The sequence below is a fragment of the Chloracidobacterium sp. genome, from assembly GCA_016711345.1.
Taxonomy (GTDB): domain Bacteria; phylum Acidobacteriota; class Blastocatellia; order Pyrinomonadales; family Pyrinomonadaceae; genus OLB17.
The window spans coordinates 1,447,357-1,472,206 of record JADJTD010000001.1 but is presented as its reverse complement, the minus strand read 5'-3'; the positions used below and the strand labels follow the sequence as shown (position 1 = coordinate 1,472,206).

The following is a 24,850-nucleotide window of genomic DNA, read 5'->3' as shown; positions in this document are numbered from 1 at the left end:
GGCCGATATTTTATGCAGCGGAAGCGGAGCTTTCCGCCGGTATCCGCTCATCAAGCCAATCCTGAATATTCGTCATCACGATCTCCTTGTCCGTATCGGCCAAAAGGTCGTGGTAGTGGCCTTCGTAGAGTTTTAGCGTTTTGTCCGTCGAGCCTGCATTATCGTAAAAATACTGGCTTCCTGCCGGACGCGTTGCCTTGTCCTCGGTTCCGTGAATGATAAAGACCGGAACTTTAAAACTCGGCATGTTTTCTTTTAGTCTATCCGCCGCTAGCAGCATAACGCGTGCGGTTTCAGCCGGTTGAGATTCCTTGTGGATCAGCGGATCGTTGTTCATTCGCTCAACATGGGCAGCGTCGCGTGAGAAATCTGCGTTATTGAGTGAAAAGACGTGAACGTGCGGCAACAATTTTCCTATGCCTTCAAGCGCGAGTTGAACAAGATGCGGCAGCCCGACATCGAACGCAAAACTGTGGCAGATCAATCCGGCGATCTCGTCCTGATGCTCAAAAACATACGAGGTCCCGATGACACCGCCCGCGCTGTGGCCGAGAACAAATATCGGAAGGCCGGGATTTTCGTCTCTGGCAATGTTAACGAGCTTATCGACGTCGCCAAGATAATCGGAAAACTCCTCGACATAAAACCGCTCGCCTTCGGAATTGCCGCGTCCTCTGAGATCGAGCGCGTATGCCGCAAGGCCGTTAGCCACGAACTGCTCAGCGGGCCAAGTCATATAACCGCTATGAGCATTAAATCCGTGTATAAGGATCATTACCGCACGCGGTTGCCCTTCAGGCTGCCATGAGCGCATAGATATATTAAGGCCGCCGACGCCTTCGAAAGTTGATTCGTTCATAGTTCCTCCTAAATTGAAAAGATGTAAAATTATGGAATGTTTATTGACACTTTGCAAGAACCTTTGCGGCAAATTTTAATACAGTTGTAACGATCCAACCGTTCGCTGTGTAAATTCGAATTCCTTTTCGAGGCACCGGAGTTTCTTCAGATGAATGCCTCTCTGCAACTATTGCGAGAAAAAAAGAGACTGCCTTTTCAGACAGCCTCTTTAATGTCACAGGCGCAAACGGCTCAAAGGCACAGCTTCTTAGAAGAGTTCGACCTGGCCGTCGAGCGTGGTTACACGCGGTTCGCCTTCGTTGAAGATGATGCGTTCCCAAGTTAATGGTGACATCGAGCCGGGTTTTCCTACCGCTGTGAATCTAAGATTCAGGAGTACACCATTCTCATCGATCGGCATCGGGCCGTACACCACTACTCTCAACAGGCCGGGCTCGAACGCATTTACGATGACTGAAAGGCCGCGGCTGACAGTTCCCGTCGAATCTACAGCTTCGGCCAAAGGCTGAATCACTGATGGATCATACCTGAGATCGAATTCATAAGCGATAACACCCTTATTGGCTATGCCGTTGACGGTCACGGGCACAATTACCTCTTTGCCCAAAGGCGCCGACAGATTTGGCAGCTCGACAGCGCCACTTCTTTCGGGGCCGCCTTCATTTAGAGGCCTTGCACCGGTGTTTATCCAGTTGCCCGTCACCTCGCCGATCAGTAAGCCGACGTAGTCGTCACCCGATATATTGGATGAGAGCGATGGGTATAATCTGCTTGTTGGATAGGCTCCAACCGGGAATGGCGGTCCCGGCGGCACGAAAAATCTCCATTTTCCGGCAAGGCCTAACGGTTCCCCAAGCCCTGTAACGTAACGGCCAACCAATGCAGCATCATTTGACGTAATGTTGCCATTGCCGCTCGCATCAGCAACGACTTTTTGAATATCAGTGGTAAATAGATTTATACCGGTTACATGCTGCGTGATCCTGGCTGCGTCCAGTGAAGTTACAAATCCATTCTGGCCACCCACTTTAGATGGTGTAACCGTGTAAGGCCCGGAACTGAAAACGGTCAGAGCATACGCTCCGTTGGGGAAATCCGTAACCGTAGAAGCCGGAGGTGCACCCGCACCGTTGATCTGCACGTTTGACACAAACCTTGTTCCCGAATTCGAATTACCATATGTCACCACACCGGAGATCACATACGCGATCGTCGGCGTCGGTGTCGGCGTATTCGTATTTGTCGCGGTAGCCGTTGCCGAAGGTGTAAACGTACTCGTCGCAGTTGGCGTTGGCGTGAAGGTATTCGTAGCCGTAGCCGTCGGAGTAAATGTATTCGTCGCGGTTGCTGTCGGTGTGAATGTTACCGTCGCGGTTGCTGTCGGAGTAAACGTCTCAGTTGCCGTAGCTGTCGGCGTAAACGTTTCCGTAGCTGTCGCCGTCGGCGTAAACGTTTCCGTAGCTGTCGCCGTTGGTGTAAACGTTTCCGTTGCGGTTGCAGTCGGCGTAAATGTTTCCGTAGCTGTTGCCGTTGGTGTAAATGTCTCCGTAGCTGTCGCCGTTGGTGTAAACGTCTCAGTAGCAGTAGCTGTCGGCGTAAACGTTTCCGTAGCTGTCGCCGTTGGTGTAAACGTTTCCGTTGCGGTTGCAGTCGGCGTAAATGTTTCCGTGGCTGTTGCCGTCGGGGTGAATGTCTCAGTAGCTGTTGCTGTTGGTGTAAACGTCTCAGTTGCAGTAGCTGTCGGCGTAAATGTCTCAGTTGCAGTTGCCGTCGGAGTAAACGTCTCCGTTGCAGTAGCAGTCGGTGTAAACGTTTCCGTCGCGGTTGCTGTTGGAGTGAACGTCTCAGTTGCCGTAGCCGTTGGAGTAAACGTTTCCGTAGCCGTAGCCGTCGGAGTAAACGTTTCAGTTGCAGTAGCTGTCGGCGTGAATGTCTCCGTCGCGGTTGCGGTCGGAGTAAATGTTTCCGTCGCGGTTGCTGTCGGCGTGAACGTTTCAGTAGCTGTCGCCGTTGGAGTAAATGTCTCCGTAGCTGTTGCTGTTGGTGTAAACGTCTCAGTAGCTGTTGCTGTTGGAGTAAATGTCTCCGTAGCTGTTGCTGTTGGTGTAAACGTCTCAGTTGCCGTAGCCGTTGGAGTAAACGTTTCCGTAGCCGTTGCCGTCGGAGTGAACGTTTCCGTCGCAGTAGCTGTCGGAGTAAATGTCTCAGTTGCCGTCGCCGTTGGAGTAAATGTCTCTGTAGCTGTCGCCGTTGGTGTAAATGTTTCCGTTGCGGTTGCGGTCGGCGTGAATGTTTCCGTCGCAGTTGCTGTCGGAGTGAATGTCTCAGTTGCCGTCGCCGTTGGAGTAAATGTCTCCGTAGCTGTTGCTGTTGGTGTAAACGTCTCAGTTGCCGTAGCCGTTGGGGTAAACGTTTCCGTAGCTGTCGCCGTTGGAGTGAACGTTTCCGTAGCCGTTGCCGTCGGAGTGAACGTTTCCGTCGCAGTAGCTGTCGGAGTGAATGTTTCAGTAGCCGTTGGCGTCGGAGTAAAAGTCTCCGTTGCGGTAGGGGTAAATGTATTCGTTGCTGTTGCCGTTGGAGTAAACGTATTAGTCGCAGTCGGCGTTGGGGTAAACGTGTTCGTTGCCGTTGCCGTTGGAGTAAACGTATTAGTCGCAGTCGGCGTTGGGGTAAACGTATTCGTTGCCGTTGGAGTAAACGTATTAGTCGCAGTCGGCGTTGGGGTAAATGTATTCGTTGCTGTAGCTGTCGCCGTTGCCGTATTCGTCGGTGTATTTGTCGGCGTGTTTGAAGGCGTCGGCGTAAAAGTCGCTGTTGCAGTAGGCGTCGGAGCCGAGCGGAAACCTGCTTCGAATGTATGGTCGTTTGCCCCAGGATTACCGGTTGTAAGGCTGATCACAGGAAATGTTCCACTTGGAGAGCCTGCGGGATTTGTTACGTTCGATGCGTCTGAGTCGGATGCATCGTCGTTGCCAAGCTGCGACGTTTGGTTCGCGGTTGTTAATATCAGGCCAGACAGAGCGCCGGAAGAATAGTCTGACGACTTATCTAAACGAATTTGATACGACGTGTTGTAAAGTATCCCGCCGTTGACTTGCCCAATATTATCGTTCGTGTTGGAATCTGCAACAGTGCTTGAAACGAAATAATATTCGCCGTTGGTATCCGTTACAGCTGTTCCGACGAGTGTTGAGCCTTGATACAAACGAACTGTGACCTTGTCAATTCCGCTTTCATTCGGATCCTGCACACCATTATTGTTAAGGTCGCGCCAGACTCGGTTGCCGAGTTCGATCGGTGCAGGGTCTGAGAGAATAACAAGGCTGCCGCCGGTGCCGCCTGCCTTTCCAAATATATTGCCGTCGTCGCCCAGTCCGTTAAAAAGTCTATATCCTTTAGTATAATTTCCGGTCGAATTGCTCAACCACCGTAAACCGCCGTCGTGAATGACATTAGCAATGTTCCCGATGGGGTTGATGCTTGAAATTATTACGTCCGGTGCTCCGGGAAGCTGCTCGACACCGCCGTTGCCGATGTCATCGTGGTTGCTGCCTTTTCCTGAGATAGTAACCGACGGCGATACGAAACTTTCTGCCAGATCATAAGAATCACCGTAATAGAATTCACCGCCGCCAGGCCCTTCCATAACATTCTGCGGGGCAGAGCCGCTTGAACTACAGCGGCCGTTGCTTTCGAGCGTCCACGAATTTGGTGTGCCGCAAGCACGGATCACATCGCCCGCTGCTCTTGGCTGGTACTTATCGGTGCTGGCATCGCTAGGGTTTGATTGAGTACCGTTACCGACCTGATCGCTAAGCCTATCGCGGAATCCAAGGATCATGTTGCCGTTATCAAAGGCGATGTCGGTCAGCATCGGCTGTGAGTAGACGACCCGTAATCCCAAGATCGCATTTCGATAAGTGCTCGACCAAGGGCGCCATGCACCCATAGCACCGGTTGTATGTGTGGTAAGGCCTCGTCGATAGTTAAGAGCCATTTGAAATACAGGCGATGCGCTGAAAGCAAGTGTTGTTGGATTTACCGTATAAACATAGGCACGAAGCCCGCGAGCATCGCCGCGATTATAGATACCGTTGCCGTCGGTGTCGGTATAGGTTTCCGGTGCCGTGTATGAACCGTTTCCGTCCAGATCGAAGTATGATTCGCCGCTGTTACGAGTGCCGTTCTGATTTGTATCGATAAAGTAGTCGCCTGCGTCCCAAACACCGTTGCTGTTGGAATCTGTAAAAGAATCAACGTTCGAGGTCGAAGCCGCATTGCAGATCATACCGGCATAAAGCTGGCCGCGATAAACCGTCAACGCAAATGGCCTGGCATCAGCCGCCGCACAAGTTCCCGACGGAAGAGGTAGGCTTGTCGGAGCTGCCTGGCTCGCAATCTGAACGCCCGTTGTTGCGTTCAACGAATAAAGAGTGCGGTTTGTGAGATTGAACGCATAGAGAGTCGATTCATCCTCCGACAGAGCAACGCCTCCAACTCCGGTTGTGCCAACGCCATTCCAGCCAGTATTCCCGTTGTCGCGAGTGTAGTTTGCCGTGTCGTGAGCATTTGTCGCGGTTCCGGGCACCGTGAAGAAGCCTGTAACGGAACCGGAGCCGGTGCGGCTGATCCGATAGATCGCATTTGGACCCTGCGGACCGTAGCCGGCGTGACGCTTGAAGTATGCAGCGGCGTAAATAGTGCGCGTCTTTCGCGCATAGGCCATGCCAAATGTGGCACCGACTTGGTTAGCGGGAACGTCCAACGGATTAACCGTAGGCATATCAAAAAGCGATTCCGTCGCACCGGTTGTGGCGTCTGAGCTTCCGGCCGAATATGGAAAACTAAGCATTTCTGACTGGCCGTTGTTTGGCCCGGTGATCGCGTCGCCGGATTCATACATTGCCGCTAAAACCTGCGGGTTGTTTTGTGAGTAATCGGCCGGATAGTTGACCGCAAGATTGACGTTTGTTGCAGGTGACGAAACAAACTGCACTGTCGAACCAGAGTTCGTCGCAGAGCCGCCGCTTACCGAATCTGCGCTACGGACAGATGCCAGATAACCCGCCGGTAAATTTGTAAATTCAACTCTGTACGGACCGGAGCCAACGTCATTTGTTGTTATTGTGTAATTACCGCTCGCATCAGTTATTACTACTCCTCCGGTCGTCACATTTGTTCCCGATGCGTTGTAGGAACGCACCTCGACATTAGCAACACCACGGTCTATAGCTAAACCGATTGTTCCAAATCCGTCATTGGCGACTGTAGACGTAGTGTCAAACGTCCCGTTTCCGTTAAAGTCCTGAAACACCTTGCCGGAAATATTGCCGGCGAATACAAAACTGCCGCTGGAATTCTCTGTTTCATAACTTGCATAGAAGTCCTTTGAATAGGAGATCGCGAGCGGCATGGATGCGGCGAAGACAATAATAAAACCGATAAACAGGGAATTTCGAAGAATATTCGAACGAGATAGACGCTGTCGGCTGCCCATAACTAACGGTCCTCCGGCCTGAATCAATCAGGTGTGTATCAAAATCATGCAATAGCCCTTGCTTTTACTAGCAACGGAAGCTTTTACAGACAGGGTTTTTAACTTGGTGAAATGACTATAGACATAGTTACCCTAAATGTCAATATGTAAAAACAGCACGATTAAATCTCCCGGAAAACAAAAAAGAGGCAAAAGAGCCCTTTTTTCATCTTTTCGTTAGGTAGTTAGCTGCGGGATCTATTCTGTAGCGTCAAGTTCTTCTTCAAGAAGTTGACGTTCGTACAGGTCGGCGTATTCGCCGTCTAGGGCGAGGAGTTCGTCGTGGGTGCCGCGTTCGATTATGCGGCCTTCGGAGAGGACGCAGATGAGGTCGGCGTCGCGGATCGTGGACACGCGGTGCGAGACGATGAGCGTTGTGCGGTTTTCGCGCACGTCGCGGAGGTTGTGGAGGATCGTTTCTTCGGTGTAGGTATCGACCGCGCTTAGTGAATCGTCAAGGATAAGAATGCGCGGGTCGCGCATGACTGCTCGGGCAATTGCGGTTCGCTGCTTTTGGCCGCCGGAGAGCGTGATGCCGCGTTCGCCGACGAGCTGTTCGTAGCCGCCGGGGAAACCGTCGACGTCATCGGCGAGACCGGCGATGCGGGCCGCATCTTCGATGTTTAATTGAGAAATGAGAATTGAGAATTGAGAATTAGAATCCGATCCTCCATTTTCAATTTTCCATTTTCCATTATCAATTCCAAACGCGATGTTATTTGCCAGCGTGTCGCTGAACAGGAAAGTTTCCTGCGGGACGAAGCCTATAGCTTTTCTTAGCTGAGCGATCGGGTATTCACACAGTGGCAGATCGTCAACCAGAACATTGCCGTCGGGAGCGTCGAGCAGGCGAGGGATGAGGCTCACCAGCGTCGATTTGCCGCTGCCGGTTTTGCCTACGAGGGCGACGGTTTTGCCTTGTTCGATCACTAGATTGATGTCTTGCAGAACTGGCTTAGCGATCTTGTCAGTACCACCCACTACCGCAGGTGGTTCCGACTTCTCGTAAGAAAAGTTCAAGTTGCGAAATTCTATCTTGCCTTTTATCGGCGACTGTTCGCGTGTTTCGTTGGCGTCTTTGATCGCCGGTTCGGCGTCGAGAATGGCGTTGAATCGTTTGAGCGAAGCGGTGCCGCGTTGGTAGAGATTGACGACGTAGCCGAGAGCGATGAGGTACCAGATCATTCGCTGAAGATATAGAATGAACGCCGTAAAATCGCCGGCAGTTATCTCACCGCGAACTGCCATCGGAACGCCGACTGCGACGATAATTACAAAGCCGAGGCCGATGAAAAAGAACAACAGCGGTCGCATCGCGGCGGCGTATTTTACGAGTCGCAGATTTTGCGCGGCGTATTCGCGATTGAGAACTTGGAACTGCTCGATCTCGGCGTCTTCTTGCGCGTAGGCTCGGATGACGCGGACGCCGGTGAGATTTTCCTGTGTTCTAGCACTGATGTCGGAGAAAAATTCCTGGATCTTTTCGAAGCGGCGGTGAATTTGTTCGCCGAGAAACTTAACGGTCAGCGTGACGAGCGGCATCGGGATGAGCAGCAGCAGCGTAAGCGTGACCGAAATGTTGAGCATTATCGGCAGCGAAATGCACAACGCAAAAATGGCTTGAAAGCTGTAAAGGATCATCGGCCCGACGATCTGACGGATCGCGGCGAGATCGTTCGTCGCACGCGCCATAAGGTCGCCGACGCGTGTGTTTTGAAAATATTCGAGCGGCTGATCGACCAGCGAAGCGTAAAAATCACGCCGCATATCAAACTCAATATGCCGCGAAGTGTTTATCAGCAAACGCCGCTGCAGAAACAAAAATATGCCGCTCGCCAAATTGATCGCGAGTATGACGATCGGATAATAGATCACCTTTTCGCGCGTGATGCCTTTGCCAAGATCGTCGATTGCCTGACCCACCATGTACGGAACGAAAAGCCCAAACGACATCGACACCAAAATACACAAGATCCCGAGCAGAATCGTGCCCTTGTAGGGTTTGAAGTAGCGTGCGAATTTCTTGAGCTGTTCCATTGAAATAGTTTTGCGAGTTCCGGAGTTCGCAGAGTTCCAAAGTTTTCAAAGCTACTTCTTTACTCTGGAACTTTTCAACTCGGCAAACTCGCTAAACTCGTGTGTATGTCGAAAGTCCTGTCGCGAGCAATTTACCTTTCTCATTTACCACGTCTGCCGAGACGGTAAAGATCCGTTTGCCTGCGCGGACGATCTTAGCGGTGCAAATAAATGTGCCTGTTATGTGCGACCGCAGATAGTGAACTGTCAGATCGATGGTCGCGGTTGCTTCGTCGATCGGCAGCCGTGTCCGCACTGCAAACGCCATTGCTGTGTCGATCAGCGTTGCCGTCACGCCGCCGTGAAGGACGCCGCTGGGCTGCCGCAGGTCATCGCGCATCTCGATGCTGATTACGGCTTCGTCGGGGTGCAGAGCGACGAGCTTCATACCGATCAGTTTTGCGAACGGCAGGCTGTGCAGTGCGTTCTCGGCGAAGGCATATTGCTCGGGCGTGATTTGGGCTATTTGTTCAGTCATTTTTTAACGGAAATAACGTTATGCAAGAACGAATAATGAGTAAAAATCGACGCGGAGTTGACAAAAACATTCGAGTCTTTAAATTCTAACATAACGATTTAGATGGACAACAACGGCAATAATTTGCGTGCCTGGCAATGGCGTTTCAAACTTGGCGGCGCAGCGATAATGCCGATCTCACCGTTTTTGCTTATACAAGGCCAGATCGTTCGTTGGAAGGTCGGAGTTTTGCCGGATGCTGCGGGTGATAGATCCGGAAAATATGGCGAAGGTAATGACGCGGCAAAGCTATTTGTGATCGGCGAATCAACGGTTGCCGGACTCGGCGCTCGTACACACGAACTTGCACTCGCCGGGCAATTTGCCAAGCAATTGAGCCAGCATCTCGGCCGCAGCGTTGAATGGAAAGTGCTCGGTAAAAACGGCGTTACGGCCCGGCGAACCATCGACGAATTGCTTCCGCAAATGCCGGATGAACGATTCGACTACATTCTTGTCGGCCTCGGCGGCAACGATGTGATGAAGTTATCAAGCCCAGTCAAATGGCGGTGCGATATGATCGAATTGCTCGGCCTGCTGCGCACCAGGAATCCGGAGACGGTCATTTTTATTACGAATTGTCCGATGATAGTTCTTTCACCGATAATGCCGTTTCCGATCAAGACGATATTATGGAAACTGTCGCGAATGCATAACGACAATATCCGTGAATTTACGCGTGATATGGAGCGCGTTTTCTACTATCCGCAGCCGGTCGATGTGCGGGTCGAGGGATTTTTTGCCGACGGCATTCATCCTTCGGAGCAAGGGTATTCTGATTGGGCGGCGGCGATGATGAAATACTTTGCAGCTAACTATAAATGGTAAATGCAGACGAGTTACGCGAGATAGTTGCCAGCCATCACGAATGGCTGCTGGTTCGCGATCTCGGTAAAACCTTTCCCTTGGAAAAACACGAGATCGAGATCGCTGAGGACGGCGAGAAAACACATTTTGGCTTTCTCGACGACAAAGGTTTTCACTCGTGGCGGCTGAATGGTTTCGCCCACGAAGGCGGCGAGATCACTATCGATGTTGCCGGAGCTTTTGCGAAGAAACAAGAGATAATGCGGCTTATCCCACGTGTCACAGCGGCGGACCTTGCAGCCGAGGTTGAATTCGCACGGCTTGAGAAAGCGAATGAGATCGCTGCTTTCATTACCGATAATTATCCCGGCATAAAACTTGGCCGCGTCGCTCTCAACACAGAAAACGGACGACTCGCGCAGATCAATTTTGATATGGCTGAAAAGATACCGATGGCCGCAATCGCTGACGTGACATCCACGCTTACAGTCGAAACTGTCTTTACGGCGGCAATACTTTGGGTCGAAAAGCTAGGACTGAGAAAGAAAAAGCCTGTTCTCGATATCTGGATCATTTGCGAAAAGCGGCAAGCGAAAAACGCGCAAAAACTGCACGCTTTGTTAACTAACCGTTGGAAAGAAAGGATCACGGTCGTCGAGATAAATCGCAAACCGGATCGACCGCGTCTCATCCAAATGCCCAAAAGGAAAATTCGTGAGCTTTGGCGTGAGAAGGCGAAAAAACTCGCGCTTCCCAAACGCCCTGAGCCGAGCATAACCGCGCAAAAAATCATCGAGCTTTCGCCGGACAGAATTGATGTTGTTTATTCAAAGCAGGGCGAGACGCTTCGGTTTATGGGCTTACCGTTTGCCCGTGTGCGGACGATGCTTGGAGCGGAAAAGGCTTGGTTTGGTGTTGGCCGCGAACGGCGGATATTGTCGGACGAAAGCTGGAATGAGTTAGAAGAATTGGTCGAACTCCTTGAGATCAATCGAGCGGCTGAGTCTCCGAATAAGCGCCACGAATACTATCGAACCGCTCCCGAGGCATGGCTCGAATCCATTCTACGCCGCAATATCAAACTGCTCGACGATAATCTGATCCTATCGCCCATCTACAATCAGTTTCGTTCGTCCAACGACAAGATCGACTTGCTTGCTCTTCGCAAAGACGGACGTCTGGTCATAATTGAGCTAAAGACTCAGCCTGACAGGGAAGTGATCTTTCAGGCCGCCGATTATTGGCGAAAGGTCGAGCTTCAGCGTCGGCGTGGATTATTGGACGCCGCAAATCTATTCGACGGCCGCGAAATTCTCGACAAACCGGCTCTCATTTATCTTGCGGCTCCAGCCTGGAGTTTTCATCGTGATTTTGAGTTTTTTGCAATGACAGTTTCGTCCGAAATAGAACTTTGGCGATTCGAATTGCATGAAAATTGGCGAGCCGCGGTAAAGGTGTTGGCGAGAATGGACTACGCTGATCCGTTCGCTTTTACAAACCGATAGCCGACGCCGCGAACGGTCTGTAGAATCTTTGGATTATTGGGCTCGTCTTCGAGATGCTTGCGAAGGCGAACAATGAAGTTATCGATCGCACGCGTGTCGGTGTCTTCCTGCAGTTGCCAGACTTCTTCGAGAATGGCCTTTCGCGAGACGGCGCGGCCTTCGTTTTCGATGAGGTATTGCAGCAACTTTGTTTCCATCAGCGTGAGGTGGACGATCTCTTCGCCATTTCTTAGTTCGAGGTTTTCAAAGTCAATATGGCGGCCATTTATCTCCGCTCCGGCGAGTGCATTGGGCGTTTTTGATTCGTTACGGATCCATTGCCGCCGCCGCAAAAGGCCGTTGAGCCGAGCAAGAAAAATTTCGAGATCGAACGGCTTTGCAAGATAATCGTCAGTCCCCGCTTCAAAGCCCAAAAGCACATCTTCCGGACGGCCGCGTGCCGTGAGCATCAGGATCGGCGTGTAGTCCTCACGTTCTCGCATCTGTTTTGCTACGTCGAATCCATTGACTTTGGGCAGCATCACGTCGAGCACGACTGCGTCAAAGGCCCCTTCGTTCAATCTTGTAAGTGCGACATCGCCGTCTGCCGCGATCTCGGCTTCGTAGCCTTCGGCCTCAAGATTAAATCGCAGGCCGTCGGCCAGATGCTGTTCGTCTTCGACAATTAGAATTTTCATGCTCGCGGCAATTGTATAAAAAATGTCGTCCCTTTTCCCTCACCTTTGCTCTCGGCTTTTACGCGTCCACCGTGTTTTTCGACTATCGAGCGGACAATCGCGAGTCCGAGGCCGGTGCCTTTTGCGGCAGTATCTGCTGCGTTCGGGACGCGGTAAAATCTTTTGAAAACGCGCTTTAGATTACCGCGACTGATGCCAATTCCATTATCCTTAATATAAATTTCAGCAGTTTTTGCACCCGAAGATTTTAACCTAACAGAGATCTTTGGTTGTCCGTCGGAATATTTGATCGCGTTGTCGAGCAGGTTAGTAATTGCGGTCCGCAATTCGTCGCGATCGCCGAGCACCTTTATGCTCTCAGAGGTAACGGGAAATCTGATCGTCGATTCGTCGAGATGCCGCTGTTCGCGAACAGTTCTTATGGTATCGCTTATCAGATCGCTCAGGTCGATCTCGACAAGATTCATCAGCCGCTGTTTTTCGCGCGTGCGGCTTGCCTGCAAGACCTGCTCCACCGTGTCAAGCAGTCGCTGGTTGTCAGAGAGCATGATGTCGTAGAATTCGTTACGTTTGTCTTTATCGAGGTCGCGCGCCTTTAGTGTTTCGAGATACAGCTTGATCGATGCGATGGGGGTTTTTAGTTCGTGGGTGACGGCATTCATAAAAGCGTCGTGCTGTTCGTTGCGTTGGATCTCGCGAAACAAAAAGATAGTGTTGAGGATCAGCCCCGTAATTATCAAGATAAAAAAGACAACGCCAAAAACGAGCAAGGCTACTTCGCGGACACTCAATATGATCCAACCAACGTTGAGAGCGACCGCCAGCACCGAGAGGCTGATGCCAAATATCAGGAAGAAGACTGCTGTTTTACGCCGACGCATTGATTCAATGGTAAATGCAAAATGGTGAATGGCAAATGTCGATCAGACATTCACCACTCACCATTCACCTTTATACATCAAAACCTAAGCCGCTATTCTGAGTTCTTTGGGAGTTTCTGACTCAGTCTCAAGATCGTAAGCATAAACATTACTGATCAGGCCAAGTTTTTCCATGATCTGTAATTGATACCAGTTAATGTCGAATTCTTTCCAGTTCAGGCCGTGTTTTGCGCTGCGGGGAAATGCGTGGTGGTTATTGTGCCAGCCTTCGCCAAATGTGACGGCGGCGACCAATGCATTGTTTCGCGAATCGTCACGGATCTCAAAACGTCTGTAGCCCCACAGATGCGTTGCTGAATTTACAAGCCAGGTAAAATGCCAGCTAACCGTCACACGCGCTACGATTGCCCAAAGGACCATGGTCCAACCGCCGATCGCGAATAAAACTCCGGCAAGTATCAAAGTTGTGACGTAATAATATTCGTCCAAGAACCGCAGATATGGGTCCTTCATCAGGTCGGGCGAATATCGCTGTCTTGTCGCCTCCGACTGATTCTGAGCAGTACCCTTAAATATCCAGCCCATATGCGACCACCAAAAACCTTTTTCACGCGGGCTGTGCGGATCTTTCTCCTGATCGGTAAATGCGTGATGCAGACGATGGGTTGTAACCCATGTGATTGGGCCGGACTGCAGTCCGAGCGTGCCGCACGTTGCGAGAAAACGCATCATCCATTTCGATGTTGTAAATCCGCGGTGCGTTAAAAGCCTGTGATAAGCGATGCCGACGCCCCAACTCGCGGCGACCCACCAGCATAAAAACGCGGCCAGCAAATTTTGCCAGCTAAAAGTGAACAGCGCTGCAACAGCCGCTAAATGAAATGCCGATACGAAAATTATCGTGTTCCAATTTAGTTTCTCTGCTCGTGAGGGTGAGAATTCGATGATATTTTGCATGTTATGTTAAACCTTAGTGATGGCTTAATGAGATAGGACACTTGATCGTCCGCATTTAACAGTAACAGGTTTGAACGGCAGTAATTGTAAGAGTTTTGTAAGAGTTAAACGAACATTGAATTACGCCGGTTTTGCCCCTAAAGTAACAGTTGGTCACCGCATGGCAAAGAAGAGTTCAATGCAAATATGGGTAGAATACGCTGTTGCTCGCAGCGTGCTCGGATTTCTGCGCATTTTGCCAAACGACGCTGCGAATCGGGTTGGTATATCGGCCGGGCGGCTCACATTTCATTTATTAAGAAAATTAAGAAATACCGGTCTGCGAAACCTCGAACTTGCGTTTCCTGAAAAGCACGAGGCCGAACGACAAAAGATCCTAAAAGCGGCTTTTCAAAATCTCGGACGTGTGATGGCGACGGTCAGCAAATTTGGCGAACTGACTGCTGAAAATATAACCGACATGATCGAGTACGATCTCGATCCTGAATTTGCCGCACAGTACGAAAAAACAAAAACCGAAGGCCGTGGCCGCATAATACTTGGCGGCCATTTAGGTAATTGGGAATTACAGGCCTTCTCGTATCCTGTATTTTTCGAGCCCCTCAGCTTTCTGGCGAGACGAATGGACAATCCACGTATTGAGGAAATGATCCTCGCCATCCGAACACGGCTTGGGAACAAGCAGATCGACAAGACGAATTCAGCAGCAGTGATCTTACGCAGCCTGCGCGGCGGCGGCACGATCGGTATTTTGGCGGATGTAAACTCACATCCGAAAGAGGGAGTCTTCGTTCCATTTTTCGGCATTCCGGCTTGTACGGCAAGCGGCATCGCAATGCTCGCCCTGCGAACAAATGCCGTGATCGTGCCCGCGTTCGCGATCTGGAGCGAGGAAAAAGGCAAATACTTTATCGTCCACGACAAGATCATTGAACCGGTAAACACTGGTGATCGAAGACACGACATCGTAGAAACAACAGCTCTTTGCGTAGCCGCCACCGAACGAGTTATCAGAGCTTATCCCGAGCAATGGATCTGGATTCATCGACGCTGGAAAACAAGGCCGCCGGGTGAGAGCGAATTATACTGATACGCCGACGATACAGATCGTGCCAGCAGCAAAGTAGGCATGGTGCGAATCGTGACCGAAGCCGAACATGCTATTGACCAGGAGCTAACAGCATTTCCCATTTCGCAATAAGTTTATCCGTGCTTTCTCGCCTGGGATTGAACCGCAGTTAACCGCCCCACGTCAGGAACATGCCGACAGCCGCCGCAAACATAAGAGCGGCGGCAAGCCAGCCGACGATGTTTGTGAATGTACCATTCGTCCGCGGTCCCATTACTTGTTTGTTGTTGGCGACGAGCATGACAACAACGAGCAATGGCGGAGCCACGAGGCCGTTTATTACTGCTGTCCAGAAAAGAGCGCTGATCGGGTTAATACCTGCAAAGTCGATAAGGACGCCAACCAGCGTCGATATGGCAATGACCGCATAGAATCTTTTTGCGTGGCGTGGTTTTTCGTCGAGCCCGGCAGGCCAGTCAAATGTTTCTGCTACCGCATAAGCTGCCGACCCCGTCAGCACTGGAATGGCAAGCAGTCCTGCACCGATCAGTCCTATAGCAAAAAGAACGGTTGCGAGATTTCCGGCAAGCGGTTTTAGAGCCTCTGCTGCCTCGGTCGCAGACTGGATATTTGTTTGTCCTGACGCGTGCAGAGTCGCTCCGGCCGCAAGTATCACGAAGTAAAAAACTACGTTGCAAAAAAGCATTCCGATTATCGTATCGATCTTTTCCTTTTTGATCTCTTTGTTGGTCGCACCCTCTCGCTCCGGCAATGTTGTTCGGCCCTCGCTTTTTTCTACCTCGACTTCTTCTCCTGCTTCCCAAAAGAAAAGGTACGGCGAGATGGTTGTGCCTAGTATTGCAACTACGGTCGTGATGTATTCTGCGGTAAATGAGATCTGTGGAATGACTGTCGCTCTCGCCACGGCAAACCAGTCAGGCTTTGCAAGAAACGCTGCAATAACGTATGCAAATAGCGACAGCGACAGCCATTTGAATATCTTGAGTATCAAACTATAGGATCCCCAGATCTGTAAGACTACGATCGCCAAGGCTATCGGTAATACCATCACCGAGATCGGTATGGGGATGAACATATTGATTGCCGCTGAGATCGCTGCGATGTCCGCGCCTGCATTAATTGTGTTAGCAATAACAAGGCCCGCTACAGCAGGATATAGCAGCCAGCGCGAATAGTGCGTTTTCAACACTCCCGCAAGCCCGCGGCCGCTGCACATCCCGATCTTTGCGCAGATGTGCTGCACAACGATCATCAACGGAAGCGTCACAACCGCCGTCCACAGCGTCGCATACCCAAGCGCGGCTCCGGCTTGCGTATATGTTCCAATACCTGAAGGATCATCATCTGACGCACCCGTGATCAAACCCGGGCCAAGACGGTCGAGAAAGCGTTTGATCGGATTATTTTTGCGGTCCATTTTAAAAACGGAATGAGAGCACTAGGTTAGCTTTCGTGCTTGCGATTGTACTGCAGTGATCGCGACCGCGTCGACGATGTCTTCGGCTTTGCAGCCGCGGGAGAGGTCGTTGCAGGGGCGGTCTAGGCCTTGGAGGATGGGGCCGATGGCGGTGCCGCCGGTCAAGCGTTCGGTTAGTTTGTAGGCGATGTTGCCGGCGTTGAGATCTGGGAAGATCAGGACGTTTGCTCGGCCTGCTACCTGAGAGCCGGGAGCTTTTGAATCACCGACAGATTGTACGAGAGCAGCGTCTGCCTGGAGTTCGCCATCGATGGCGAGTTCGGGCATACGGGCACGGACGGTCTTTGTTGCTTCGACAACTTTTTCAATTAGCTTGTGTTTTGCGCTGCCTTTTGTTGAGAACGAGAGCATCGCAACACGCGGCTCTGCCTGCAAAAGAGCGCGGCACGAATCGGCTGACGCAATAGCGATCTCGGCAAGTTCACCGACATCCGGGTCGATCACGACTCCGCAATCGGCGTAGATCATTGCTCCTTTTTCGCCAAAACTCTTATCTGGCACGACCATCAGGAAAAAACTCGAAACGGTTTTCATACCTTGCCGCACGCCGATGCATCGCAGAGCCGCAGCGACCGTGTGAGCTGTTGTATTCGTTGCACCGGCGACAGAGCCGTCAGCCTTCCCCTCACGGACCATTAGGTTGCCAAAATACAGAGGATCCTTTACTGTTTGCTCGGCTTCTTCGAGAGTGACACCTTTAGCGTGCCGCATCTGATGATAAAGCGTCGCGAGTTTGCCAAAATCTTGCGACTTTCGATGGTCGAGAATCTCGACGCCGTTAAGATTCGCTCCGGCTTCGGAAGCAAGCGACCTGATCTTTTCCTCATTGCCCAAAAGCGTGATCTTCGCTATGTGTTCGTTAGCGCAAATAGCCGCTGCAACGACGGTGCGAACGTCTTCGCCCTCGGGCAAAATAATGCGTTGTATATCGGCGGCGGCTCGCTCGCGGATCTTTTGCAGGATCATCTTTAGCTGTCATTGAATTTACCATACAACCGATCTACACCAAACTTGCACAAACCACAGGTTGTTTTTAGACTGAAAGAACAGGTGAAATAAAAACATGAGCAAACAAAACAAGTTAAAACGGCAAGAGAAGAATGAGCTAAAAGGCCGCATGCGCAGTTTTTTGATGTTTTTGCCGAATATGGTGATGCTTTTGGGACGTTTGCTCAAAGATGCGCGTGTGCCGACCGCCGAAAAAGCTCTGTTTGTCGCCGCGATCGCCTATGTTATTTCACCGCTCGATTTTATTCCGGACGTTTTTCCCTTTATCGGCCAGGTTGACGATCTTTATGTGGTTGCTTTGGTCCTTTTGCGACTGGTCAATCGCAGTGATGAATCTGTTGTTCGTGAGCATTGGTCGGGCGGCGGCGATATTGTTGGATTAGCCGATTCGATAGCGAATATTGCTCCAAAATTCCTTCCGCGCAGAGTTGCGCGGGTAATTACTTCTCGAGTTGAATTGGCTCCGGCAGGCAAGATCCTCCGCAGTATTACTAATAAAGACGAAGCCATCGTTCGCGAGTTAACGATGGACGAAAACGTGAAGATCGATGCCCATTCAAAGATGGCAAATTAGCCGGTGAAAATTTTTTCGGGTTTTTGCGCTAAATAATTGAATTTATTGTGGATTTCCCTCGCTTTTGCAACTGTATTCTTCCGAAGCTCGTAAGATCTGATACTTTGAAATAGTTCTTGTTGTCCGCTCACTTTTCGTTATAATGTTGTCCGTTAACGAAAGTGCTGCGAATAGAATCCTATGTTTGAACGCTACACGGAGCGGTCCCGTCGGGTTATCTTTTTTGCCCGATACGAAGCTCTCCAATACGGTTCCCAGGTGATTGCGCCCGAGCATGTTTTGCTCGGCCTTATGCGTGAGGACAAGACGCTCTCGGCTCGCTTTTTTCCGTTCAGACACCCGCTTACAGTTGACAGTATCCGACGCGATCTGGAAGAAAGGATCGTTGTCCGCGACAGGATTCCGCAATCATCAGAGCTTCATCTCTCAAACTCGACCAAGCAGATCCTTTTCTATGCAAACGACGAAAGCCGTCAGTTAAAGAACCGTCACATCGGCCCGGAGCATCTCCTTTTGGGCATTATCCGTGAGGAGAAGAGCATTGCGGCTGAGATACTTTTTGGTTACGGCCTTCGTCAGAATGATATTCGCGACGAGATGTCGCGACAGAGCTGCATACCCGGCGTGCTTGCGGCAACCAAGGAAAATTCAAAAACTCCGGGTTTACAGGAATTCACTCGCGATCTTACTGTTGATGCAGCCGAAGGCCGCCTCGATCCGCTTGTCGGACGTGCGGATGAGATGGTACGCATCATCGAGATCTTGTGCCGTCGAACAAAAAACAATCCTGTACTAATAGGTGAATCGGGCGTTGGCAAAACTGCGATCGTCGAGGGTTTGGCACAGCGGATAGTTGACAAGGACGTCCCGACATTTCTTGAGAACAAACGCGTATTGTCGCTCGATCTTTCGCTAGTCGTTGCAGGCACAAAATATCGCGGCCAGTTTGAGGAGCGCCTCAAAAAAATAATGGCCGAGTTGAAAGAGAGCAGTGAGAATATCGTTTTCATCGATGAACTGCATACGCTTGTCGGGGCAGGCTCAGCCGAAGGAACGCTTGACGCCGCCAATATCTTAAAACCCGCGCTTTCTCGAGGTGATATTCAATGTATAGGTGCGACAACGCCTAGTGAATATCGAAAGACCATCGAAAAGGACCGAGCCCTCGAACGCCGTTTTCAGGCCGTAAAGATCGAGCCGCCGACCGAGGCTGAAGCACTGGTGATCATACGGGGAGTTGTAGAGCGATATGAGGCGTTTCACCAGCTTCGCTATACCAAAGAAGCTCTTTCGGCAGCCGTTACACAGTCGAACCGTTACATTGCCGACCGTTTTTTACCCGATAAAGCCATTGATGTTCTCGACGAAGCCGGTGCCCGTGCAAAATTGCGGTATCAACACGAAAATCGCGGCGAGCCGTCGTGGAAGGAAACCGTCGAAAACTGGAAACGAGCCGCTGCTAACGAAGATCAGTTGATCTCTTACGAGCTGCGTTCGCTGGAAGAAACATTTTTTGCGGTCGAGGTTACGAAGGACGACGTTGACGACGTGATCGCACGCTGGACCGGCGTTCCGGTTTCGTCAGTCAAACAGCAGGAAGCTGAAAAATTATTGACGATCGAATTAGCCCTGCATGAGCGCATCGTTTCTCAGCGTCCTGCGATCTCAGCACTTGCTCGAGCGATACGCCGTTCGCGGGCCGGCCTCAAAAATCCAAACCGTCCAGTTGGTTCATTTCTCTTTCTCGGGCCGACTGGCGTCGGCAAAACTGAGGTTGCAAGATCTATCGCGGAATATCTATTCGGCTCGGAGCGTTCGCTCATTCGCTTTGATATGAGCGAATTTATGGAGAAACACTCGGTCTCGAAATTTATCGGCTCGCCTCCCGGATATGTCGGCCACGAAGAAGGAGGTCAGCTTACCGAAAAACTCCGACGCTCGCCATATGCGGTCGTTTTGTTTGACGAGGTTGAAAAGGCACACCCTGATCTTTTCAATGTTCTGCTGCAAGTTTTTGAGGATGGTGTGCTTACTGATGCGCTCGGACAGACGGTCGATTGTAAACACGCGATCTTTATAATGACCTCAAATCTCGGTGCGCGCGTCATTCAAAAACGCGCCTCGCTCGGTTTTCAGTCAAACTCCGATACGGGCCGCGAACGGGTGGAAGAAGAAGTTATGTCTCAGGTCAAGCAGACCTTTGCTCCGGAATTTATCAACCGCCTCGACGAAATTATTATCTTTGACGAACTTACAGAAGACGACCTTCTGCACATCATTGACCTACAGGTCGCCAAGCTGAACAAGATCGTCGAAAACCGTGAGCTAAAGATCGTCCTCACAGATTCTGCCCGCAAATGGCTTATTGACAAAACCTGCTCCGACCGCAAATACGGCGCAAGGCCGCTTAAACGAGCTCTCCAAAAATACGTCGAAGACGAACTCTCAGAAGGCCTAATCCAAGGCCAGATCAACGACGCCAGCACAATCGAGATATCAGCAGTAGACGACAAACTCGCCTTCCACGAGGTCGGCACCAAAAAGAAAGAGAAGGAACTTATCCAAAAAGCATAGCCCCTCGCCCAAATGTGTGTTTCCACAGGTTTCCATCGCTTGAGATGAAACGAAACAACGCGTTGATGCATTTCTAACTCTAATACTTAGTCGTTATAATCGAGGCTATTATGAAGAATATTTCACGCAGGGAAGCGATTTCGGGTGTTTTGGCGGTTGGCGCTGGTGTTCTGACGCTTAGTAATTCTGTTGAGGCTCAGACTCAGGAGGCTTTGCCGATGGCCTTTGCAGGCAAGCATACTCCTAAGCCTTTGCCGTTTGACGCGGCCAAGGTTAGCGGCATTTCCGAAAAACTGATCCGTTCGCATCACGAAAACAACTACACCGGGGCGGTTAAAGCTCTAAATTTGGTCGAACAGCGGCTTGTTACACTTGCAAAAGAGAAGGATTTGCCGGCTTACATCTACGGCGATCTGAAGAGACAGGAGCTTATACGCACAGGCTCGATCGTGCTGCATGAAAACTACTTTGCAAATCTTGGCGGCAATGGAAAAGCCGACGGAAAGGCGAAAAAGCTGATCGAAAAGTGGTTTGGCAGCTACGAAGCGTGGGAATCGGAATTCAAACGCACCGGAAATGCTCTATCTGGCGGTTCCGGCTGGACGGTGCTTGGGTACAATCAGCACACTAAAGAAGTTCACAATTACATTTCGCTCGACCATACGACAAATCCACCATTCACCATTCCGCTGCTCGTGCTTGATATGTATGAGCACGCATATCAGATGGATTACGGTGCAGCTGCGGGAAAATACGTCGATGCCTTTATGGCAAATGTTAACTGGGAAGAGGTGAATCGGCGTGTTGACGGCCTGCCGAAATGATCTTGCACGAGTCCGCACGTCAGTAATGGCGCTTGGTCCCATATGAGAGGTTCGCACTCGTTTGCCTGCGGGCTTGAGCAACATAATACCCATCCGCTTTTTTAATTTCCGTTCCTTACACTGTATAATTTGAAGATTGATCGACAGCCCAAAGAGGCAACGTTTGAGAGGCCGCGCGAATCTTAAAGGCAAGTAAAATCAACCATTCGAATGCATTTGGTGATTTGGCTTTTTTTCATGTCCGTTAAGTCCGTCGGGCAACGCGACCACGATCGATAGTTAATTTGCGCTCAGCAGGAAATTTGGCATTGTTTATGTTTATCTCACGATCACTCGGATTTGTTGTCCTTGTTTCGGCGATCTTGGCTTTTCCGGCTATGGCCAAGGCCAACAATTACCGTTCCGTTCGACGGGTAGTCGCGGCCGTATCGTCACAGCAGGTTGTCGAAAGTGTTGATATTCAGGGCAATCGCCGTCTTCGTGACGAAGACCTGCTTTACTACATAAAAACCCGTGCCGGCGATGTTTATGATCCCGCCGCTTTGGAACGTGACCTTAAGGAACTGCTCTCGCTCAATTTTTTCGATAAGACTGCGACTCGCGTGCTGACCGAAGATGGGATTCAGGGCGGCGTCAATGTGATCTTTGAGGTCCGTGAACTGCCGATCATCCGAGATCTGCAATTCAAAGGGACAAAAGCTCTTACCGAATCGGACATCCTCAAGGAATTTCGTGAAAAACGTGTCGGTATTTCGAAGGAAGCAGTTTACGATCCGGTTAAAACTCGAGCCGCCATACGCACGCTGCGTGAAATGCTCGCAGCGAAAGGCTATCCGAATGCAAAGGTCACGGTTAAAGATGAGGATATCTCTGCGACATCCGTTGCTGTAATTTTCGATATAGATCAGGGCAACCGTTCGCGCATCGTTCAGATAGATTTTGAAGGAAACCAGCATTTTAAGGATGGCGAACTTCGAAACGCTCTCGTACTAGTAAAAGAGACCGGCCTGATCTCGCGGATCAAGGGCATGGACATTCTCGACCTGAGAAAGCTGCAATACGATCTGCAAAAGAATGTCCGTTCGTATATGTTTTCGAAAGGTTATTTCCAGGCACGTATCGGCGAGCCGGAAGTCGAAGGCTTAGGTTTCAAACGGACCGGTCCGCCGCTGATCGGCAGCTTTCCTTTGCCGCTTATTACCTCGAAGGACGATACCTTAAAAATAAAAGTGCCTGTGACGGAAGGAAAGATTTTTCGTGTAGGTGAGCTAAAGGTCGAGGGGAATTCGATCTTCTCGGAGCAGCAGATACTTTCCTATGTCGGTTTGAAAAAAGGCGAGATTGCCAACGGCAAGCGTTTGCAGGATGCTGTCTACGAGGATCTTAAAAAGGTTTACGGTTCGCAGGGATTCGTTCAGTACAATGCCGAATTTGAGCCGACCTTTAAGGACAGTCCGACAAACGCTAATGAGGGCATTGCTGACATAACGATCACCATCGACGAGGGCAAACAGTTCACGCTTCGACGCTTGGAGTTCAGCGGAAACACCTTTACGCGAGATAAGGTGCTGCGCCGTGAGTTCCTGCTGAACGAGGGCGATATTTACAATCAGAATTATCTTGAGATATCGATAGCGCGCCTTAATCAAACACAATATTTTGACCCGCTCGATAAGGATCAGGATGTAGAGTTTCGCACAGACGAAGAAAAAGGCGACGTCGATCTAGTAGTAAAAGTTAAAGAAAAGGGCCGACAGCAGATATCATTCAACGGCGGGGTCTCGGGTGTGGGCGGCAGTTTTTTTGGTCTCGAATATTCGACAAATAATCTCGCCGGCCGAGGTGAAACATTGTCTTTCAATGCGGGCGCTGGAAACCGCCAACAGAGCTTGGCGTTTAGCTATCAAGAGCCTTATTTTCGCGATCGTCCGATTTCGGTTGGTTTCTCGATATTTGCCAGCCGGTATAAATTTTTTGGCGAAGGCACATATTTAACTCAAAATCAGGATGTGTTGAACGCTATATATGATCCGTCCGGGACTGTAACCACTGACGAGGCCAACCTGTTTACGCAAAACACGTGGGGCGGCACCGTATTCGCGACAGCACCACTTTCGGAAATTTACTTTAAGAAGCGCAAATTTACGCAGTTTTCGCGAATCGGCCTTACATACCTGCTTTCAACTACAAGTATTGAAGACCCGGAAGTAAATTCCTTGGGTGACCCGTCGGCCGCAATCCCGGTCATATATGCGCAGCCGGGTATCATTACCAGCCAAATCACAGGGTCCTTTGTTTACGATACGCGTCAACCGGGCAGAAACGGCATCGATACCGTCGGCGGCAAGCAACTTTCGATCTCGCTGGGTTTTGCGGGAATCGGAGGCGATGTGCGTACATACCAGCCAAACATCCAATATTCCCAATTCATTCCCGTCAGGAATAAAAAATCCAAAGACCCACAAGTATTTGCATTTCGAATTCAAGCCGGAACGATAGGATCGTGGTCAATAACCGACAAGGTCAGAAATGCGAATTCGATCGCATATATTGGTGGCGTACCCGCCTATACTCGATATTTTCTCGGCAGCGAAAATGATATTCGCGGGTACGAAGGGCGTTCGATCAGTCCGGTTGTACCATTTAATACCTACGTTACCAGCCGAAATGTCGTCGTCGCAACAAATGCTTCAGGAACACCGAACACGGACACTGGCCTCGATCCCAGAACTCAAAATGAAATCGCCACAATTGGCCAGGTAACTGGCTATGACGGTGCTAATCCCGCGTTATACTCGCGAAATTTCAGATTTATCGGCGGTGATACCCAAATACTTGGTAATTTTGAATATCGAATACCGATCTTTGGGCCAGTCACCATGGCGCTTTATACTGATATTGGAACGGTCTTCAACTTGCGAAAAACAGGTACTCAGGTCATTAACAGTGAATTTTTAGAGGACGATAAGTTCCTCGGACCTGGACGATTAACTGCTTTGGGCCTTATAAACACACCTGTACTGGAAAGCAGTTTCGGCAGCATTTTGTATTATCGCGGACGCGTGATGACAAAAACCGATTTCATCAATGAATTTTGCCGCGGCAACCGGTTTGGCTGTCCTACGAGTTTGTCACCGCAGGTGCAGGAGTTGTATTTACGGGGCGAGGTTCAGCAAAATTCACTTTTGCTAGTTGATGACGCAAAGTTTGGCGAATTTACGAACTTCAAATCGAGCGTCGGAGCCGAATTGCGGGTACAGGTTCCTATTGTAAACGTGCCATTTCGGCTCTATTATTATTACAACCCGAATTCAAAGGTTGGATTTACCGAGGAATTGCCCGGAATATATTTACCTGGCCAACGTTCCGGATTTAGATTCACAATCGGACGGACGTTCTGATGATTGACTTTGGATTGTCTTTTATTTAACATTGCTATTCTTTTTGGAAAGAACAAGCAACAATTTTGACAAAAGTAGTTTCAAA

At 50.3% G+C, this 24,850-nt stretch carries 16 protein-coding genes; 7 read left to right on the top strand and 9 right to left on the bottom strand.

The genetic code is table 11. The features are described from left to right. Nucleotides 1-10: 10 nt before the first annotated feature. The 4 genes from IPL32_05950 to IPL32_05935 form a co-directional block, all read right to left on the bottom strand. Complete coding sequence (locus tag IPL32_05950; protein MBK8465356.1) at nt 11-859, bottom strand: alpha/beta hydrolase; 849 nt, start codon at nt 857-859, stop codon at nt 11-13. A 249-nt stretch (nt 860-1,108) separates the two neighbouring features. Next, nucleotides 1,109-6,358: a hypothetical protein gene (locus IPL32_05945; protein ID MBK8465355.1), complete on the bottom strand. Its 5,250-nt coding sequence runs from the start codon at nt 6,356-6,358 to the stop codon at nt 1,109-1,111. A 237-nt stretch (nt 6,359-6,595) separates the two neighbouring features. Then, nucleotides 6,596-8,434 (bottom strand): ABC transporter ATP-binding protein, encoded by a 1,839-nt coding sequence (locus tag IPL32_05940; GenBank protein ID MBK8465354.1) that lies wholly within the window; start codon nt 8,432-8,434, stop codon nt 6,596-6,598. Between the two features lie 91 nt (nt 8,435-8,525). Beyond that, a complete protein-coding gene (locus tag IPL32_05935; protein ID MBK8465353.1) occupies nt 8,526-8,951 on the bottom strand; it encodes a PaaI family thioesterase in 426 nt (141 codons plus the stop codon). 102 nt (nt 8,952-9,053) lie between these two features. Between IPL32_05935 and IPL32_05930 the strand changes: the two genes are divergently transcribed. Together IPL32_05930 and IPL32_05925 are read left to right on the top strand one after the other, a co-directional pair. Continuing rightward, a complete protein-coding gene (locus IPL32_05930; GenBank protein MBK8465352.1) occupies nt 9,054-9,818 on the top strand; it encodes an SGNH/GDSL hydrolase family protein in 765 nt (254 codons plus the stop codon). Then, nucleotides 9,812-11,302 (top strand): hypothetical protein, encoded by a 1,491-nt coding sequence (locus tag IPL32_05925; GenBank protein MBK8465351.1) that lies wholly within the window; start codon nt 9,812-9,814, stop codon nt 11,300-11,302. Before IPL32_05930 ends, IPL32_05925 begins: the two co-directional genes overlap by 7 nt. On the opposite strand, the gene IPL32_05920 is transcribed toward IPL32_05925, so the two are convergent. The 3 genes from IPL32_05920 to IPL32_05910 form a co-directional block, all read right to left on the bottom strand. After that, nucleotides 11,269-11,979 (bottom strand): response regulator transcription factor, encoded by a 711-nt coding sequence (locus IPL32_05920; protein ID MBK8465350.1) that lies wholly within the window; start codon nt 11,977-11,979, stop codon nt 11,269-11,271. The genes IPL32_05925 and IPL32_05920 overlap by 34 nt on opposite strands. Beyond that, a complete protein-coding gene (locus tag IPL32_05915) occupies nt 11,976-12,860 on the bottom strand; it encodes a HAMP domain-containing histidine kinase (protein ID MBK8465349.1) in 885 nt (294 codons plus the stop codon). Before IPL32_05915 ends, IPL32_05920 begins: the two co-directional genes overlap by 4 nt. An 84-nt stretch (nt 12,861-12,944) precedes the next feature. Continuing rightward, nucleotides 12,945-13,817: a fatty acid desaturase gene (locus IPL32_05910; GenBank protein ID MBK8465348.1), complete on the bottom strand. Its 873-nt coding sequence runs from the start codon at nt 13,815-13,817 to the stop codon at nt 12,945-12,947. A gap of 178 nt (nt 13,818-13,995) precedes the next feature. Here IPL32_05910 and IPL32_05905 point away from each other — a divergent pair, with 178 nt between their 5' ends. Further along, nucleotides 13,996-14,907: a lysophospholipid acyltransferase family protein gene (locus IPL32_05905; protein ID MBK8465347.1), complete on the top strand. Its 912-nt coding sequence runs from the start codon at nt 13,996-13,998 to the stop codon at nt 14,905-14,907. A gap of 148 nt (nt 14,908-15,055) precedes the next feature. On the opposite strand, the gene IPL32_05900 is transcribed toward IPL32_05905, so the two are convergent. Both IPL32_05900 and pta read right to left on the bottom strand, forming a co-directional pair. Continuing rightward, nucleotides 15,056-16,324 (bottom strand): Nramp family divalent metal transporter, encoded by a 1,269-nt coding sequence (locus IPL32_05900; protein ID MBK8465346.1) that lies wholly within the window; start codon nt 16,322-16,324, stop codon nt 15,056-15,058. Between the two features lie 21 nt (nt 16,325-16,345). Further along, the gene (gene pta / locus IPL32_05895) at nt 16,346-17,350 is read right to left on the bottom strand and encodes a phosphate acetyltransferase (GenBank protein ID MBK8465345.1); all 1,005 of its coding nucleotides are present in this window, start codon (nt 17,348-17,350) and stop codon (nt 16,346-16,348) included. Between the two features lie 97 nt (nt 17,351-17,447). Between pta and IPL32_05890 the strand changes: the two genes are divergently transcribed. The 4 genes from IPL32_05890 to bamA all read left to right on the top strand — a co-directional run bounded on the left by IPL32_05890 (nt 17,448) and on the right by bamA (nt 24,765). Further along, the gene (locus IPL32_05890; protein MBK8465344.1) at nt 17,448-17,966 is read left to right on the top strand and encodes a DUF1232 domain-containing protein; all 519 of its coding nucleotides are present in this window, start codon (nt 17,448-17,450) and stop codon (nt 17,964-17,966) included. Nucleotides 17,967-18,146: 180 nt separating this feature from the next. After that, complete coding sequence (locus tag IPL32_05885) at nt 18,147-20,540, top strand: ATP-dependent Clp protease ATP-binding subunit (GenBank protein MBK8465343.1); 2,394 nt, start codon at nt 18,147-18,149, stop codon at nt 20,538-20,540. 110 nt (nt 20,541-20,650) lie between these two features. Further along, nucleotides 20,651-21,364, top strand: a complete 714-nt coding sequence (locus tag IPL32_05880; protein ID MBK8465342.1) for a superoxide dismutase — start codon at nt 20,651-20,653, stop codon at nt 21,362-21,364. Between the two features lie 314 nt (nt 21,365-21,678). Continuing rightward, the gene (gene bamA / locus IPL32_05875) at nt 21,679-24,765 is read left to right on the top strand and encodes an outer membrane protein assembly factor BamA (protein MBK8465341.1); all 3,087 of its coding nucleotides are present in this window, start codon (nt 21,679-21,681) and stop codon (nt 24,763-24,765) included. The last annotated feature ends 85 nt before the right edge of the window (nt 24,766-24,850 follow it).

Excerpts from the sequence above, each read along its gene's own strand:
- IPL32_05950 (MBK8465356.1), bottom strand. The coding sequence starts at position 859 with ATGAACGAATCAACTTTCGAAGGCGTCGGCGGCCTTAATATATCTATG.
- IPL32_05945 (MBK8465355.1), bottom strand. The coding sequence starts at position 6,358 with ATGGGCAGCCGACAGCGTCTATCTCGTTCGAATATTCTTCGAAATTCC.
- IPL32_05940 (MBK8465354.1), bottom strand. The coding sequence starts at position 8,434 with ATGGAACAGCTCAAGAAATTCGCACGCTACTTCAAACCCTACAAGGGC.
- IPL32_05935 (MBK8465353.1), bottom strand. The coding sequence starts at position 8,951 with ATGACTGAACAAATAGCCCAAATCACGCCCGAGCAATATGCCTTCGCC.
- IPL32_05930 (MBK8465352.1), top strand. The coding sequence starts at position 9,054 with ATGGACAACAACGGCAATAATTTGCGTGCCTGGCAATGGCGTTTCAAA.
- IPL32_05925 (MBK8465351.1), top strand. The coding sequence starts at position 9,812 with ATGGTAAATGCAGACGAGTTACGCGAGATAGTTGCCAGCCATCACGAA.
- IPL32_05920 (MBK8465350.1), bottom strand. The coding sequence starts at position 11,979 with ATGAAAATTCTAATTGTCGAAGACGAACAGCATCTGGCCGACGGCCTG.
- IPL32_05915 (MBK8465349.1), bottom strand. The coding sequence starts at position 12,860 with ATGCGTCGGCGTAAAACAGCAGTCTTCTTCCTGATATTTGGCATCAGC.
- IPL32_05910 (MBK8465348.1), bottom strand. The coding sequence starts at position 13,817 with ATGCAAAATATCATCGAATTCTCACCCTCACGAGCAGAGAAACTAAAT.
- IPL32_05905 (MBK8465347.1), top strand. The coding sequence starts at position 13,996 with ATGCAAATATGGGTAGAATACGCTGTTGCTCGCAGCGTGCTCGGATTT.
- IPL32_05900 (MBK8465346.1), bottom strand. The coding sequence starts at position 16,324 with ATGGACCGCAAAAATAATCCGATCAAACGCTTTCTCGACCGTCTTGGC.
- pta (MBK8465345.1), bottom strand. The coding sequence starts at position 17,350 with ATGATCCTGCAAAAGATCCGCGAGCGAGCCGCCGCCGATATACAACGC.
- IPL32_05890 (MBK8465344.1), top strand. The coding sequence starts at position 17,448 with ATGAGCAAACAAAACAAGTTAAAACGGCAAGAGAAGAATGAGCTAAAA.
- IPL32_05885 (MBK8465343.1), top strand. The coding sequence starts at position 18,147 with ATGTTTGAACGCTACACGGAGCGGTCCCGTCGGGTTATCTTTTTTGCC.
- IPL32_05880 (MBK8465342.1), top strand. The coding sequence starts at position 20,651 with ATGAAGAATATTTCACGCAGGGAAGCGATTTCGGGTGTTTTGGCGGTT.
- bamA (MBK8465341.1), top strand. The coding sequence starts at position 21,679 with ATGTTTATCTCACGATCACTCGGATTTGTTGTCCTTGTTTCGGCGATC.